The sequence below is a fragment of the Dactylosporangium sp. CA-152071 genome, from assembly GCF_050936335.1.
GTDB classification, from domain to species: domain Bacteria; phylum Actinomycetota; class Actinomycetes; order Mycobacteriales; family Micromonosporaceae; genus Dactylosporangium; species Dactylosporangium maewongense.
Window position 1 is genome coordinate 3,548,014 of record NZ_JBNJMZ010000001.1, and the last position, 15,046, is coordinate 3,563,059.

The 15,046-nt window shown below is 73.0% G+C and carries 13 protein-coding genes; 6 read left to right on the top strand and 7 right to left on the bottom strand.

What is annotated here, in order from left to right; genetic code table 11:
* Positions 1-85: 85 nt before the first annotated feature.
* A complete protein-coding gene (locus tag ACQEVZ_RS15835; RefSeq protein ID WP_354903076.1) occupies positions 86-1,375 on the top strand; it encodes a methyl-accepting chemotaxis protein in 1,290 nt (429 codons plus the stop codon).
* A 216-nt stretch (positions 1,376-1,591) separates the two neighbouring features.
* Here ACQEVZ_RS15835 and ACQEVZ_RS15840 read toward each other — a convergent pair whose 3' ends face one another.
* The 4 genes from ACQEVZ_RS15840 to ACQEVZ_RS15855 all read right to left on the bottom strand — a co-directional run bounded on the left by ACQEVZ_RS15840 (position 1,592) and on the right by ACQEVZ_RS15855 (position 6,808).
* On the bottom strand, positions 1,592-2,737 hold the full coding sequence (locus ACQEVZ_RS15840) for an MFS transporter (RefSeq protein ID WP_433366974.1): 1,146 nt from the start codon (positions 2,735-2,737) through the stop codon (positions 1,592-1,594).
* Positions 2,738-2,808: 71 nt separating this feature from the next.
* Complete coding sequence (locus ACQEVZ_RS15845; protein ID WP_433376786.1) at positions 2,809-3,612, bottom strand: YhjD/YihY/BrkB family envelope integrity protein; 804 nt, start codon at positions 3,610-3,612, stop codon at positions 2,809-2,811.
* A 143-nt stretch (positions 3,613-3,755) separates the two neighbouring features.
* Positions 3,756-5,597: an anthranilate synthase family protein gene (locus ACQEVZ_RS15850; protein ID WP_433366977.1), complete on the bottom strand. Its 1,842-nt coding sequence runs from the start codon at positions 5,595-5,597 to the stop codon at positions 3,756-3,758.
* 236 nt (positions 5,598-5,833) lie between these two features.
* Positions 5,834-6,808 carry an aldo/keto reductase gene (locus ACQEVZ_RS15855; RefSeq protein ID WP_433366980.1) on the bottom strand — a complete coding sequence of 325 codons (975 nt, stop codon included), beginning with the start codon at positions 6,806-6,808 and terminating at the stop codon, positions 5,834-5,836.
* A gap of 50 nt (positions 6,809-6,858) precedes the next feature.
* On the opposite strand from ACQEVZ_RS15855, the gene ACQEVZ_RS15860 reads away from it, so the two are divergent.
* Complete coding sequence (locus ACQEVZ_RS15860) at positions 6,859-7,242, top strand: MerR family transcriptional regulator (protein WP_344502824.1); 384 nt, start codon at positions 6,859-6,861, stop codon at positions 7,240-7,242.
* Here the strand turns inward: ACQEVZ_RS15860 and ACQEVZ_RS15865 are convergent.
* The gene (locus tag ACQEVZ_RS15865; protein ID WP_344502825.1) at positions 7,197-8,012 is read right to left on the bottom strand and encodes a hypothetical protein; all 816 of its coding nucleotides are present in this window, start codon (positions 8,010-8,012) and stop codon (positions 7,197-7,199) included. The two genes, ACQEVZ_RS15860 and ACQEVZ_RS15865, sit on opposite strands and share 46 nt — an antisense overlap.
* Positions 8,013-8,150: 138 nt before the next feature.
* Between ACQEVZ_RS15865 and ACQEVZ_RS15870 the strand changes: the two genes are divergently transcribed.
* From ACQEVZ_RS15870 to ACQEVZ_RS15880, 3 genes are all read left to right on the top strand, one after another.
* Entirely contained in the window at positions 8,151-8,765 is a 615-nt protein-coding gene (locus ACQEVZ_RS15870; protein WP_433366985.1) for a copper resistance CopC family protein, read from the top strand.
* 36 nt (positions 8,766-8,801) lie between these two features.
* Positions 8,802-9,191 (top strand): response regulator, encoded by a 390-nt coding sequence (locus tag ACQEVZ_RS15875; RefSeq protein ID WP_433366988.1) that lies wholly within the window; start codon positions 8,802-8,804, stop codon positions 9,189-9,191.
* 62 nt (positions 9,192-9,253) lie between these two features.
* Positions 9,254-10,237, top strand: a complete 984-nt coding sequence (locus ACQEVZ_RS15880; RefSeq protein WP_433366991.1) for a YihY/virulence factor BrkB family protein — start codon at positions 9,254-9,256, stop codon at positions 10,235-10,237.
* Here the strand turns inward: ACQEVZ_RS15880 and ACQEVZ_RS15885 are convergent.
* Together ACQEVZ_RS15885 and ACQEVZ_RS15890 are read right to left on the bottom strand one after the other, a co-directional pair.
* Positions 10,234-10,626 carry a roadblock/LC7 domain-containing protein gene (locus tag ACQEVZ_RS15885; RefSeq protein WP_344502829.1) on the bottom strand — a complete coding sequence of 131 codons (393 nt, stop codon included), beginning with the start codon at positions 10,624-10,626 and terminating at the stop codon, positions 10,234-10,236. The two genes, ACQEVZ_RS15880 and ACQEVZ_RS15885, sit on opposite strands and share 4 nt — an antisense overlap.
* Positions 10,623-12,923, bottom strand: a complete 2,301-nt coding sequence (locus ACQEVZ_RS15890) for a sensor histidine kinase (RefSeq protein WP_433366995.1) — start codon at positions 12,921-12,923, stop codon at positions 10,623-10,625. The genes ACQEVZ_RS15885 and ACQEVZ_RS15890 overlap by 4 nt, the downstream gene beginning before the upstream one ends.
* 200 nt (positions 12,924-13,123) lie before the next feature.
* Between ACQEVZ_RS15890 and ACQEVZ_RS15895 the strand changes: the two genes are divergently transcribed.
* Positions 13,124-15,043: a DUF1800 domain-containing protein gene (locus tag ACQEVZ_RS15895; RefSeq protein ID WP_433366997.1), complete on the top strand. Its 1,920-nt coding sequence runs from the start codon at positions 13,124-13,126 to the stop codon at positions 15,041-15,043.
* The last annotated feature ends 3 nt before the right edge of the window (positions 15,044-15,046 follow it).

Consider the following 15,046-nt stretch of genomic DNA (forward strand, 5'->3'; position numbering starts at 1 on the left):
AGATCCGCGTCGGGAGGCCGATGGGATGGTTGGGTCCTCCACGAGGACCACAGGGGTCCGCCGTCCAGAGGGAGCGTCACAGGTCATGCCCGGAGTGCTCGCATGGCTCATGCCGAAGGTCCGCCTCAGCGACGCGGCCTTCCAGTCGCGGCACCGGGCGCTGCGGCTGGTGCTGGCGCTGCACCTGCCGGTGCTCGTCGTCCTCAGCCTCGTCAACGGGCACACCGTCGTCGGCGCGCACGCGCACGACGGCGGGTGGCTCGTCTGGTCGGCGAACGCGGGCGTGCTGATCTGCGCGATCGCCGGCGGCGTCGCCCGCAGCAGGCGCGGCTCGGCGGTCGCCGTGTCGACGGGTCTCGTGCTCGCCGCCGCGGCGCTCGTGCACGCCGGCAACGGCCTCACCGACCTGCACTTCCACTTCTTCGTCGTGGTCGGGCTGGTCAGCCTGTATCAGGACTGGGTCACGCTGCTGGTCGCCGTCCTGCTGGTCGCGGCGCACCACCTCCTCGTCGCCGCGACCATGCCGGACATGTTGTTCAGCAGCCCGCAGGCGCGCGACCATCCGATCCTGTTCGTGCTGCTGCACGCCGGGTTCGTCCTCGCGATGTGCCTGACGCAGCTGGTGTACTGGAGGTTCGCCGCCAACGCGGAGGCCGAGGTCGACGCCGAGCGGGCGCGCGTCGCCGCGGAGAACCAGACGGCGCTGCGGGCCGCCGCCGACGACGCCACCCGGCGCGAGGAGGCGGCCGCGAGCAACGCCGCGGAGCAGGTCGAGCACAGCGAACGCCTCGGCCGGCGCCTCGAGACCGTCCTCGCCGACGTCGCCGACGCCGGTGTGCGGCTCGGCGCCGAGGCCGGCGCGGCGATGGAGTCGTTCGAGCAGAAGCTGGCGGGGATGACCGGCGCCGTGCGGGACGCCGTCACCGACGTCGAGGCGGCGCTCAACGACTCCAACCACGCGCGCACCGTCATCGGCGAGCTGGAGACCGCGATCGCCGACATCGCCACCGTCGCCGGCCTCATCCAGGCGGTCGCGGACCAGACGAAGCTGCTCGCCCTGAACGCGACGATCGAGGCCGCCCGCGCCGGTGAGGCCGGGAAGGGCTTCGGCGTGGTCGCCAACGAGGTCAAGGACCTCGCCGCGCAGACCGCCGCCGCGACCGGCCGGATCGAGACGACCGTCGGCCAGGTCACGGCCGGGGCGCTCGCGGCGGCGAACGCGGTCGGTGGGGTCGCGGACCGGCTCGGCTCTGTCGCCGCCGCCCAGCGCGAGGTCGAGGCGTCGCTGCACGAGCAGACGAGCCTCGCGGCCACCACCCGCAGCTCGGTCGCGGCCGCCGCGGAGAAGGTCAGCGCCACCGCCCACCAGCCCTGACGCCGCGGGTCCACAAGACCTGGCGGTGTGCACCCCACGACCGCACAACCTTTACCGGATCACGGCACACGCGAGGAGCGCAGCGCCGATGCAACACCACGACGCCGAGCGGGCGCGGAAGCAGGAGCCCGGAAGCGGGTGCCCGGAAGCAGGAGCCCGGAAGCAGGAGCCCGGAAGCGGGTGCCCGGAAGCGGGTGCCCGGAAGCAGGAGGCCGGTCAGTTGGCGACGGGCGCCGGGACCTCGGCGGCGGAGACAGATGCCTTCGTGCGGAAGGCCGGGGCCAGGGCGACGATGCCCGCGGCGAGGACCGCCGGCACGACGAAGGCCAGGCGCAGGGACGCGCTCTCCGCGACCGCGCCGATCAGGCCGGCGCCGACGACGAAGCCGACGTAGTTGAAGAGGTTGACGCGGGCGATGGCGACGCCGGTCCCGGCCGGGTCGAGGCGGCCGGCGGCGGAGAAGGACTGCGGGACGACGAGCGACAGGCCGATGCCGACGACGGCGAAGCCGGCGATGCCCATCGCCGCCGACTGGGAGGCGGCGACGAGGCCCAGGCCCAGGCCGCCGACCACGCCCCCGACGGCGACGACGCCGACTGGGCCGAAGCGGCGCACGATCAGGTCGCCGGCGGTGCGGCCGACGAGCATGGTGGCCTGGTAGGCGGCGAGGCCGAGGGCGGCGACGCTGGTGCTGGCCGAGAACGCGTGGTCGAGGAAGACCGTGCTCCAGTTGGAGACGGCGGAGTCGGCGATGAACATGAGCATCATCGCGATGCCGACGAGGATGACGGGGCGCCACGGGACGGCGGTGTCGGCACCCGGTGGCACGTCCGCGACCTCCTCCGCGCGGCGCAGCTGCCAGGGGCCCGCGGCGAGGGCCAGCAGCGCGCCGACGGCCGCGACGGCGGCGAGGGACGCGCCGATCGACCAGCCGAGGCGGGACGTGCCGGCGGTGGCGAGCGCGCCGAGGATGGCGCCGACGCTCCAGACGGCGTGGAACGAGTTGAGGACGGGGCGGCCGTAGCGGCGCTCGACGCTGACGCCCTGCATGTTCATCGTGGCGTCGACGAACCCGAGCATGAGGCCGACGAAGGCGAGCGCGACGTACAGCTGCCAGGCCTGGCCGGCGAGGCCGACGGCGGTGATGGCGAGGGCGACGCCGGGGCCGCCGGCGCGCAGCACGGGCGAGCTGCCGAAGCGGGCGGACAGCAGGCCGGCGAGGACGCTGCCGACGCCGGCGACGACCGGGACGGCGAGCAGGACCAGGGAGAGCTCGCCGTCGGAGAAGCCGAACTTCTCCTGCAGCACGCCGACCTGGGTCAGCAGGGCGGCGAAGCAGAAGCCCTGGACCAGGTACGCCACCGCGACGCTGAGTCTTGCCCGGCGGTCCCGCATTCCGGCCCCCAATGGTGAGAATTCCTCGGAAGCATCGTTCACGGGGCGGCGGAGCGCAAGGCCCACCAGCGGGCGGCCTGGAGGGTCGCGCCGTATCCGATGAGTGTCAGCAGGTGGAACAGGTACAGCCACAGCAGCACGGCGACGGTCGCGCCGACCGCGTCCAGGCCGCCGAAGGGTGCGCCGAGGTCGAGGGGCAGCGACCAGAACAGCACGAACCCGTGCGCGAAGCCCGAGACGTTCGCCGCGGTGAACGAGCCGACCACGACCGTCGGCACCCAGGCGGGGCTCGGTGGGGCGCACCAGCGGTACACCATGACGAACGCCGGGCTGAGCGCGAGCCAGGTGGCGAGGAACGACACGACGACCGCCGTCACACTCGACCACCCGCCTTCCTGCAAGCGACGTGCGGCGCCGGGCAGCACGAGGAGGAGGCCGAGCAGCAGCGCCGGCGCGGCGGCGAGGACGGGCAGGATGAGCAGCCGCCCGCGCCAGCCCGCGGGCGAGCCGGACTCGGTGAGCGAGACGAACGCGCGGCGGAGGCCTTCGCCGTACCAGGTGGCGGGGACGAGCGCGATCAGGGTCAGCGGCCACGACATGCCGAGCCCGGCGTCGACGAGCACGGCGGTGGCGCGGCCGGCGCCGAGACGGTCGGGCATGGCGGCGATGACCGGCCCGGCCAGCTCGCGGACCCGGCCGGTGCCGGCGATGAGCCCGGCGAGCTTGATGGTGAGCAGCGCGACGGGCACGACGGCGACGGCGCCGTAGAACGTGACGGCGCCCGCGTGCAGGTTGAGGTCCCGGCCGCGGAAGAACCGCAGGACCACCCGCACCGCACGCATCACGACCGCCCGGTACCCACCGCGGCCACCCGCGACACACCCCGGCGCGACGCACCGGGACAGCGCCGGAAGAAGGACGGCGGGCCGCGTGCCGGCGGCGTCCGGGAGCAAGCCCGGGGCCGCCGGCACGGGACATGGCGCGGCTACGACACGGCGGGGGCCGGCAGGAGGGTGGTGAGCAGGCCGCGCAGCAGGTCGATGCCGTCGTAGCTCAGGACCGACTCGGGGTGGAACTGGACGCCGGCGAAGGTGGGGCCGCGCAGCGCGTGGACGTCGCCGTTGGCCGGGTCGCGGGACAGCTCCACCTCACCGTAGGCACTGCTGAAACGGTCGTCCGGGTGCGTGGCGGTGAAGGTGGAGTAGAAGCCGACGGTCGTGGGGCGGCCGAAGAACACGATGTCGCGCTGCATGCCCTGGTACGGGTTGGCCTTGCGGCGCAGGGGCAGGCCCAGCAGCCCCGACAGCAGCTGGTGGCCGAGGCACACGGCCAGCGTCGGCGTGCCGGAGTCGAGCAGCTGCTCGGCGACGGCCCGCATCGCGGCCATCTTCGGCTCCTCGACGCGCCGCGGGTCGCCCGGGCCGGGGCCGAGCACGACGAGGTCGAAGCCGTCCAGCGTGGTGACCGCCGTGTACTTCTGCAGGACGACGTCCAGGCCGAGGATCCGCAACTGGTGGTGCAGCATGCCGGTGAAGGTGTCCTCCGCGTCGACGATGAGGACCCGCCGGCCGGCGAGCGCGGGCGTCGCGAGCGACCGCGTGTGGTGGTCCTGCAGCCAGAACGGCGCGAGGGTGGCGTTGCGGGCGACGAGGGCGCCCTGCACGGCGGGGTCCGCGGCGAGCAGCGGCGCGGCCGGGACGGGACCGGAGGCCGCGGCGGCGCCCAGGCCGAGCGCCGTCAGCACGCCGGCGGCCTTCGTGTGGGTCTCGCGCACCTCCCCTTCGGGGGTCGAGTGCCGCACGAGGGTGGCGCCGACCGGCACCCGCAGGCGCCCGGCCGAGGAGATCTCGGCGGTGCGGATGAGGATCGGCGCGTCCAGGGTCTGCCGGCCGGCCTCGTCGGTGCCGATGAGGGCGAGCACGGCGCCGTAGTAGCCGCGGCCGCGGCGCTCGTGGCGGGCGACGACCCGGCACGCGTTCTCGATCGGGCTGCCGACGACGGTCGGCGCGAACATCGTCTCCCGCAGCACGTCCCGCACGTCCAGGGCGCTGCGGCCGGCGAGGAGGTACTCCGTGTGGACGAGGTGCGCCATCTCCTTCAGGTACGGGCCGATGACCTGCCCGCCCTCGGTCGCGACGGTCGCCATCATCTTGAGCTCCTCGTCCAGGACCATGGACAGCTCGTCGATCTCCTTGCGGTCGGCGAGGAACCGCAGCACCGCCTCCTTGTCGGGCACGCCGCCCGGGTGCCGGAACGTGCCGCTGATCGGGTTCATCATGACCAGGCCGTCCTCGACGCTGACGTGCCGCTCCGGGGTGGCGCCGACGAGCGTGCGCTCGCCGGTGTGCACGAGGAACGTCCAGTACGCGCCGCGCTCGCGTTCCAGCAGCCGCCGGTACACGGCGAGGGCGGCGGCGACCGGGTCACCGTCGACGTCGGCGGTGAAGACGCGGTGGATGACGAAGTTGGAGCCCTCGCCGCGGCCGATCTCGTCGCGGAGCACCTCGGAGACGATGGAGGCGTACTCGTCGTCGGACACGTCGAACGCGCCGTCGCGCAGCGACACCGGCCCGGCCGGCAGAACAGCGAGGAAGTCGGACACCGGGCACGACGAGCGGGCGGAGATGCGCAGCACGGACAGGGGCGTGCCGTCGTCGACGCACTCGAAGCCCCGCTCACGGACCTGCCGGAAGGGCACGAGCGAGAGGGACTCGGACGGGATGTCGGCGAGCGACTCGACGGTCTCGACGGTGCCGGCGAGCACCTCGACGACGTCGCGGCCTTCGCGGCGCAGCAGGGCGAACGGGCGGTTCAGGTCGGGCAGCATGCGGGTCGTCCCTCTCAGGTCTGGCCGGCGGTCCGGGCGGCCGGCCCCTTCGAGAAGGGAACGAAAAAGCGACCGCCGGATCGGCGGCCGCGGATGTGGGTGTCACGCGGGAGTGGGCCGCCTCGTCAGGCGGGCCACCAGCATCGGTTCAGGTTCGCGGACACGCAGAAGACCATACGACGAACTCCCGGGCGGCGCCAGCACCTCCCCGCAAAACGCCACCCAGGAAGAAATCGTCAGCGGTTCAGCGACCCCATCGTCGCCGCTGGATACCTCGTGCCGGCCACGTCCTGCGCGATGGAGAGCTTCTCGATCGCGGTGAGATCGTCCGCGGTCAGCGGGACGTCGGGCGCGGCCACGTTCTGTTCGAGGTACGGGCGCCGCTTGGTGCCGGGGATCGGCACGACGTCGTCGCCCTGCGCGAGGACCCAGGCGAGCGCGAGCTGCGCGGGGGTGACGCCCTTCGCGGCGGCCAGGGCGCGGACCTCGGCGACCAGGTCGAGGTTGCGCTGGAAGTTCTCACCCTGGAAGCGGGGGTTGACCCGGCGGAAGTCCGACGGGTCGAACTGCGACGGGTCGGTGATCTCGCCGGTCAGGAAGCCGCGGCCGAGCGGGCTGTAGGCGACCAGCCCGATGCCCAGCTCGCGGAACGCGCCAAGGATGCCGTCCTCCGGCTCGCGGCTCCACAGGGAGTACTCGTACTGCCCGGCGGTCACGGGGTGCACGGCGTGCGCCCGCCGTACGGTGGCGACCGACGCCTCGGAGATGCCGAGGTGGCGGACCTTGCCGGCGGCGACGGCCTCGCTGAGCGCGCCCCAGGTGTCCTCGATCGGCACCCGGTCGTCGACGCGATGCTGGTAGTACAGGTCGATGTGGTCGACGCCGAGGCGGGTGAGCGACGCGTCGAGGGCGGCCCGCACGTAGTCGGGGTGGCCGTTGATGCTGCGGCCGTCGCCGTCGCGCTGGATGCCGAACTTGGTCGCGAGGGTCACCTCGTCGCGGCGACCGGCGATGGCGCGGCCGACCAGCTGCTCGTTGGTGAACGGGCCGTACATGTCGGCGGTGTCCAGGAACGTCACGCCGAGGTCGAGGGCGCGGTGGATGGTGGCGATGGACTCGGCGTCGTCACCCGGGCCGTAGAACTCGCTCATCCCCATGCAGCCGAGGCCGAGCGCCGACGTGGTCAGAGTGCCAAGGGTTCGCTGTCGCATGCCCCAACACTCCCCCTTCGAGCGCGCTCGAAGTCAAATAGGCTGAAACGATGGATCTCACCATCGCGGAAGTGGCGCAGCAGACCGGCCTGACCGCGCACACGCTGCGGTATTACGAGCGGGCCGGCCTCCTCGACCCGCCGGAGCGGGACTGGAACGGCCACCGCCGCTACTCCGAGCGCGACGTCGGGATGCTGGGGATCCTGACCCGCCTGCGGGCCACCGGCATGCCGATCGCCGGGATGCGCCGGTACGCGGAGCTGTGCCGGGTCGGCCCGGAGACGTTCGACGAGCGCCGCGAGCTGCTGGAGCAGCACCGCCGGGAGGTGCTGCAGCGGATCGCCGACCTGCAGAGCGACCTGACCCTCATCGAACACAAGATCAGCGTCTACGGCGGCGTGGCGGCCCCCGTGCCCGATCTCGCCAGCCCGTAGAGGCACACCAGCGCGGCCAGCACGAGCGGGACGCCGTCGCGGATGACGCCGTCGACGCCGAGCAGCAGCCAGCACAGCGCCGGCTGGACGAGCAGCACGAAGACGCTGATCATGGCGAGCAGCACCCGCGCCCAGGCGTGCCCGAACATCATCGCGAAGCTGATCAGCGACGCCACGAACGCGACGACGATGCCGAGCACGAACCACGAGATGACCAGCGGCACGGCCGTCGAGCGCGGCAGCCGCGGCTCGCCCCACAGCGTCCCGGCGGCGACCAGGCACGGCACGCTCAGCAGCGCCGAGTAGGACAGCGCGGCGACCCGGGCGGTCAGCGCCCACGCCGGGATCGGCCGCTTCGACGGCCTGCGGGTGAGGTGCGCGGCGATCGCCGGCGAGCGGAACAGCTGCCAGACCACGGTCGTGCACAGCGTCAGGATGACGGCGAGCGCGGCGAGCACCTGCCACGGCGGCAGGTAGCCGCCCTCGCGGGGCTGGGCGAGCCGGGCCGAGGCGAACACGGTGGTGACCGCGAGGATCAGCCCGAACGGCCGGGCGGTGAGCCGGCCCCAGCGGATCTCCCGCATCAGGAACAGGAATCCGAGCGCGCGCAGCATCGCCCAGAACGTCCGCACCCCGAGCCCGAATCCGCCCTCGCTGGAGTATTTGAGGTTGACGAGGTCCGCGGCGAGCGTCACCACCGCGGTGAGCAGCACGATCCGGCGCAGCCGCCGGCTCGCCGGAGTCGGCGCCGGAGGTCGTTTGATTTGCACCAGTTCACGCCAACTGCCCTGCATGAAACGGCACGCTAACACCGTCGCCCGCACATTGCTGACGCCAATGCACTAATGTTTCCGCCCATGACCGGGCGATTCCTTGGTGTGGTCAGGCGCAGTACAGTGTTCGTCGCGATGATTGTCGGAATTCTTGGCATCCTGCCGTTTCCGTCAATTGCCACCGCATATGCACCCCGTCTCACGCTCGCGAGCAGCACGCCGGGCGCGGAGACCCGAGTGGGCCACCTGCCGCAGGTGCTGCAGCTCGTGTTCAACGACAAGATCGTGGACGCCCAGGTGATCCTGACCGGCCCGGACAGCGCGGCCGTCAGCCTCGGCGCCGTCACCGTGCGCAACGAGACGGCCCGCATCGCGCTCGGCGTCCCGGACGGCGCGCCCGGCAGCTACACCGTGTCCTACACGGCCACCGGGAGCAACGGCGCGGCCGGCAACGGCAGCTTCTCGTTCACCGTGACCACCGGCGCGAAGACCGGCACCTCCGCGAAGCCGACCCGCACGCCGTCGCCGACGGCGGCGCCGACCGTCCTGCCGGTCGCGACCAGCGCCGCGGCCGCGCCCGCCGACTTCCTGACGTCCAAGGCGCAGCCGCCGGCCGCCGCGGCGCCGCCGGCCGCCGGACGTCCCGCGTGGTGGACCTACGCGGCGGTGCTGCTGGTGGTGGCATGTGTGCTGGTGGTGTTCCTCGGGTTCAGCCGCCGCCGGATCCGGCCCGGCATCCCGGCGAAGTAAGGCAGATCAGGCACAACCACGCCTTATCGTGAAGGCATGCTGGAGCACCTTCGCGTCCTCGTCGTCGACGACGAGCCGGACCTGTGCGAGATCGTCAAACGGGTGCTCAGCCGCGCCGGCGCCGAGGTCCTCACGGCGTCGGGGCTCGCCGGGGCGGAGCGGGTCTGCGTCGAGCACCCGGCCGCGATCGACCTGGCGATCACCGACCTGAAGCTCAACGACGGCTCCGGTGTGCAGGTGGCGGAGGTGGTACGGGAGCACTGCCCCGACGCGTTGATCATGTACATGTCCGGCCTGCCCTACTTCGACGCCTCCGTCGTGGAGCTCGGGCCCGACGCCTCGGTGATCGCCAAGCCCTTCCGCGCCACCGAACTGGTCGACATGGTGCAGGTCGCCCTGATCCGGGCGGGACGGGTCGCTCCGTAGCGACATCCCCCAAGCGTTATCACCAGCGTTATCACCATGCGCCGGTAGGGCATATGAACGGCATGGCGCAGGACGAACCCACCGGACCGCGGCTCGAGAACCCGCCGAGCCGGCCCACGCAGCTGACCAAGGGGTCATGGATCGACGTCCTGAAGCGGACGGTCAAAGAGTTCAACGAGGACAACCTGACCGACTGGGCCGCCGCCCTGACCTACTACGGCGTGCTGTCGATCTTCCCCGGCATCCTGGTGCTCCTCGCGGTGTCCGGCATGCTGCTCACCGACACGACCCAGAACGCGGTGCTGAAGAACACCCAGGAGCTGTTCCCCGCGTCGATCGCGGGGCCGGTCAACAGCGCCGTCGACGAGCTCAAGCAGGGTTCCGGCTCCGCCGGCGTGCTCGCGATCATCGGTCTGCTCGGCGCCGTCTGGACCGCCTCCGGCTACGTCGGCGCGTTCATCCGGGCCGCCAACTCGATCTACGACGTGCCCGAGGGCCGGCCGATCTGGAAGGTGCTGCCGATCCGCCTCGGCGTCACCGTCGTCGTCGGCGTCCTCATCTCCCTCGCCGCGCTGAGCATCGTCTTCACCGGCCGGTTCGCCGAGCAGGCCGGCAGCTGGATCGGCCTGTCGAAACAGGCCGTGCAGATCTGGGACATCGCCAAGTGGCCGGTGCTGCTGCTCATCGTCATGGTGATCCTCGCCGTGCTGTACTACGCGTCCCCGAACGCCCGGCAGACCGGCTTCCGCTGGGTCACGCCCGGCGGCGGGCTCGCGGTGCTGATCTGGCTGATCGCCTCCGCCGGCTTCGCGATCTACGTGGGCAACTTCAGCTCGTACAACAAGACGTACGGCACCCTCGGCGGCATCATCGCGTTCCTGGTGTGGCTGTGGATCTCCAACATCGCGATCCTGCTGGGCGCGGAGTTCGACGCCGAGCTCGAGCGCGGCCGCGCCATCCAGGGCGGGCTGCCCGCTGACCAGGAGCCGTTCATGCCGCTGCGCGACGCGAGCAAGGTGAAGGAGAGCGACGACCCCGATCTCTAGCGGGACGACGGGGTCAGGGCGGCGCCGACCTGGTCGACGAGGCCCGACATCTCGAACGCGACCTCGCCGACGTCGCAGCCCGGCTGCACCATGGCGGCGATGCTGGCGAGGGTGTGGCCGTCGCCGAGGGCCATGACGAACAGCAGGCTGCGACCCATCTGCACGATCGTGCGCAGGACCGGGCCGGCGTCGGTGGCCGCGGACACGCCCTGCGCGAGGGAGACCACGCCGGCGACCATCGCGGCGAGCTGGTCGGCGCGCTCCGGCGGCAGCTCGTTGGAGGCCGCGACCAGCAGGCCGTCCCCGGAGACCGCGACGGCGTGCCGGACGCCGGCCACCCGATCGGTGAAGCCGCTGAGCACCCAGTCGAGCCCCGTGATGGCTGTCATGACGTGGCATGTCCTTCCTGACGCACCGTGGTGACGGTGCCGAAACGGCCGATCGGATGCCCGTGTGCCGGCAGCGTCTCGCCGGCGTCGCCGGGGTCCGCGGATTGGGATGTGCCCGTGGTTCCGCTCTGCGGTGACGCATTGACAGTACGCCGTGGCAGCCCGTCGTCGAACGCCCGGGCCTCGACCGTGGGCCCCTCCGCGACGACGCCGCTGGGCACCACCGGGACGAGCAGGCCGCCCTTGCGCGGCACGGGGATGTCCATCGGCTCCGCGCCGGGCAGCGCCGGGCTGCGCTCCAGGGGGCGCGGCGGCAGCCGGTGCTCGGCGGGCTCCGGCAGGACCAGTGGCGTCCGCGGCCGGTGTACGACCATGCCCTGCGGCAACCGCACGGTCGCGACCAGCCCGCCGGACTGCGCCGGGTGCAGGGCGACACCGATCCCGTGACGGGCGGCGAGCCGGGCGACGACGGTCAGCCCGAGCCGCGGGCCGGCCGCCGGGTCCGCGAGCCGCTCGTTGAGCTCGGCGAGCAGGTCCGGGTCCACGGCGGCGCCGTGGTCGGTGACGTGGACGACGGCGCCGTCGCCCGCCCGCCGGGCGTCGACGACGACGGGGTGCTCGCCGCCGGCGTGCCGGGCGGCGTTGTCGAGCAGCTCGGCCAGCAGGTGCACGACGCCGTCGACCGCGGCGGGCTCCACCGCCGTGTCGTCGTCGACGCGGCCGTACTCGACGCGCTCGTAGGCGTGGATCTGCGACTGCGCGGCACGGAGCACGTCGAGCAGCGGCACCGGCGCGGGGTGCACCCTGGCGGCGTCGGCCCCGGCGAGGACGAGCAGGCTGTGGGTGTCGTGCCGGATGCGGGTCGCGAGGTGGTCGAGCGCGAACAGCAGCGCCAGCCGGTCCGGGTCCGCCTCGTCGCGTTCGGCCTCGTCGAGTCGTTCGAGGAGCCCGTCGGCGAGCCGGGCCGCGCGGCGCCCTAGGTCGCCGTACATGCCGGCCTCACCGGCCCTGAGCGCGGCCTGCCCGGCGGCCGCCTCGGCGGCGTCGGCGGCGGCCCGGGCCACGGCCCGCTGCACGGCGTCCAGCGCCTCGGCGACCCGCCCGATCTCGTCCCGCCCCGCCGCCACCTCCCCGGCGGCCACCCCCGCCGCGTGCGGCTCGACCCCGGACAGCCCCGCGGCCCGCGGATCGTCGCCGGGCGGACCGGCGGCGCGCGGACCGGTGACCGGAAGGGCGCCTGCGGCCGTGTTGGCCGCGGTGTTGGCTGCGGTGTTGGCTGCGGTGTTGGCGAGGCGCAGAGCCAGGGTCAGCAGGGCGCGGAGGCGGCGGCGCAGCGCGCGGGCGGCGGCGACGGCCAGGGCGATCGCGGCGACCACGACGGCGAGGACGGCGGCGAGGCCGAGGACGACCGTGCGGTTCTGCCGGTCGCGGGCGTCGCCGACGGCGGCGGCGGTGTCGGCGGCAACGCGGTCGGCGAGGCCCTGGAGGCCGTCGAGCTGGGCGACCGACGCCAGCACCAGGGCGGCGGTGTCGGCGGGGGCGGACGGCGGGGCCAGCAGCAGCGGGTCCACGTCGGCGGTGACGTCCAGGCCCTCGAACACGGCCCGCCAGGCGGGGGGCGCCGCGGCGGTGAACCGGTCGAACGCGCTCGCCGCGGCGGCGCGGTGGGCGGCGATCGCGTCGCGGTCGGCGGCGGTCAGCTCCCCCGCGGCGAGCGCGCGCACCGCCGTCACCTGCACGAGGGCGAGCTCCTCCTTGCCCACGGCGAGCCACCCCGCGGCCCGGCTCCCGGCGAGGACCGCCGGCGGCGCGGGCCGGTCGGCGACGCCCTGCTGGAAGGCGATCAGGCCGGCGATCAGCTGCCGGTACCCGAGCAGCGGCACCGGACCGGACGGCTCCGGCGCGCGGGCCCGCAGCGCGTCGAGACCGTCCAGCGCACCGGCGGCGCCGGGCACACCGGCCGAGACGGCACGGAAGCGGGCGGCGGCGGCGTCCGTGCGGGCGGGGTCGCCGGCCGGCGTGGGCCGGGCGGTGCCGGCGAGGGCGAGCCGCTCGCGCTGCAGGCCGTCGGCGACGCGGCCGGCCTCCGCCGACGCCGAGACGGCCGAGGCGACGGCGCCCTTCACGTCGCCGGAGCGGTCCGCGTAGACGGCGACGGTGACCCCGGCGAGGCCGATCAGGGCCAGCAGGGGCAGGAGCAGGACAAGGACGAGCTTCGCGGCGACGGGGATGTCGGCGAACGCCACCCCACGGACGAAGAAGCGGTGCCGCCGTCGAACCGGCGCAGCGTCACGCAAGACCCCCACCGCCTCCCCTTGTCGGCCCTTTATGCGTACCGCTTTTGCGGTACGTGCGGAAGAGATAACTTTGAGTAGCCGCCCGAATTTCACGCATTGACGCGGAATGCACCTCGCTTAAGCAAGAACAAAGACAAAGTTGAACCGGAGCCGCACCCGTCCGCTTGAACGCCCGAACGCGCGCTCATTAGGGTTCAGGGATGCCTGAGCGGCTCTTCGCGGATGACGACCCCTCATCCGACTCGCACAGACGCGTCAAGGGCGCCTTCTTCGCCGACTACACGGGCGAGTTCCCGATGCCGCGCGTCCTCAACGAGCCGTCGCCGGCCGACGACGAGCAGGAGCAGCCCCGTACACCTGCCGCGAAGACCTCAAAGGGACCCGCGCCGGCATGGCTCAGGACGGGACGGCCCGCCCTGCACGAGCTGATGCGCAACCGCCGGCAGGCCCTCATGGCCCTCGGCGGCGGCGCCGTCGCGATCGGCGGGCTCGGATCCGGCGCCGCCGCGATGCTCGGCCGCCCCGAGGACGCCGACGAGATGGTCAGGACCGGCCAGGGCGGCGGCAACGTCTCCCCGCGCGACGCCGGCTCGTTCTCCAACCGCGACTCCAGCTACACCAGCGGCCTCGGCGACCTCAACGACCTCGGCGCCGCCGGCACCGCCGACTCGGCCTCCGCGGCCGCGGTCGCCGCGATGCGCGCCACGCCCCGCTTCCCGACGCCGCTGAACCGCGACCCGGTGCTGCACCTGCTGCGGCGCTGCACGTTCGGGCCCACGCAGGCGGACGTCGCCGCGGTCAAGGAGCTCGGCATCGACGGCTGGCTCGACCAGCAGCTCGACCCCGAGAAGATCCCCGACCCGGTCGCCGACGCGGCGCTGAAGACCACGCCGACCGTCACGATGACCACCGCGGAGATCCGCGCGGCGGTCAAGGACGGCGACAACAAGGCGATGTACGAGCTGACCCGCGCCGTCATCGCCCGGCAGGTGTGGAGCACCCGGCAGCTGTTCGAGGTGATGGTCGACTTCTGGAACAACCACCTCAACATCACCAGCCCGTTCGACGGCGGCTGGGACACCCGGGTCCCCTACGACGTGAACGTCATCCGCAAGCACGCGCTGGGCAAGTTCTCCGACATGCTCATCGCCTCGGCGCGGGACCCGGCGATGATGCGCTACCTGGACAACACGTCCTCCGACAAGCGCAACGTCAACGAGAACTACGGCCGTGAGCTGCTCGAGCTGCACACCGTCGGGATCGACGGCGGCTACAACGAGAAGGACGTCCGCAACTCCGCGTACCTGATGACGGGCCGCACGGCGACCCGCGAGGGCACCTTCAGGTATGAGCAGAACCGGCACTGGACCGGCGCGGTCAAGGTGCTGGGCTTCCAGCACGCGAACAAGTCGGCGAAGGACGGCCTGGCCGTCGGCGACGCCTACCTGCTGTACCTGGCCACGCACCCGTCGACGGCGAAGTACATCGCCCGCAAGCTCGCGGTCCGGTTCGTGTGCGACACACCACCGCAGTCCCTCGTCGACCGGCTCGCCACCGCGTACCAGCAGAGCGGCTCGGCGATCGCGCCGGTGCTCAAGGTGCTGTTCCGGTCCCTGGAGTTCTGGATCGCGGCCGGGCTGAAGACCCGCCGCCCCCTGGAGAACTTCGTCGCGACCGCCCGCGTCGTCGGCACCAAGCCCGGCGCGGACACCGGCAAGGCCCTCGAAGACCTGTACAACTTCACCCGCAAGCTCGGCCAGGCGCCGCTGGGCTGGGAGCCGCCGGACGGCTACCCCGACGTCGCGAACGCGTGGAGCTCCGCCGCCGGCATGCTGGAGACGTGGAACTCGCACCGCGCGTTCCTGCAGCAGTCGTTCAAGGGCCTCAACAACCCGCGCGCCGACTCGCTCGTCACCCAGCCGGCCGCGACCCTGGCCACCTACCTGGACGTGCTGTGCAACCGGCTCATCTTCCAGCCGATGAAGCCCGCCGAGCGGGACGCGCTGATCAAGTTCCTCGGCGCGAAGCCCGACACCCGGGTCACCGACGCCAACCTCGGCGGCAAGCTGCCCAACCTGGCGCCGCTCGTCCTCGACTCCGTCTACCACGCGCTGCGGTGAGGT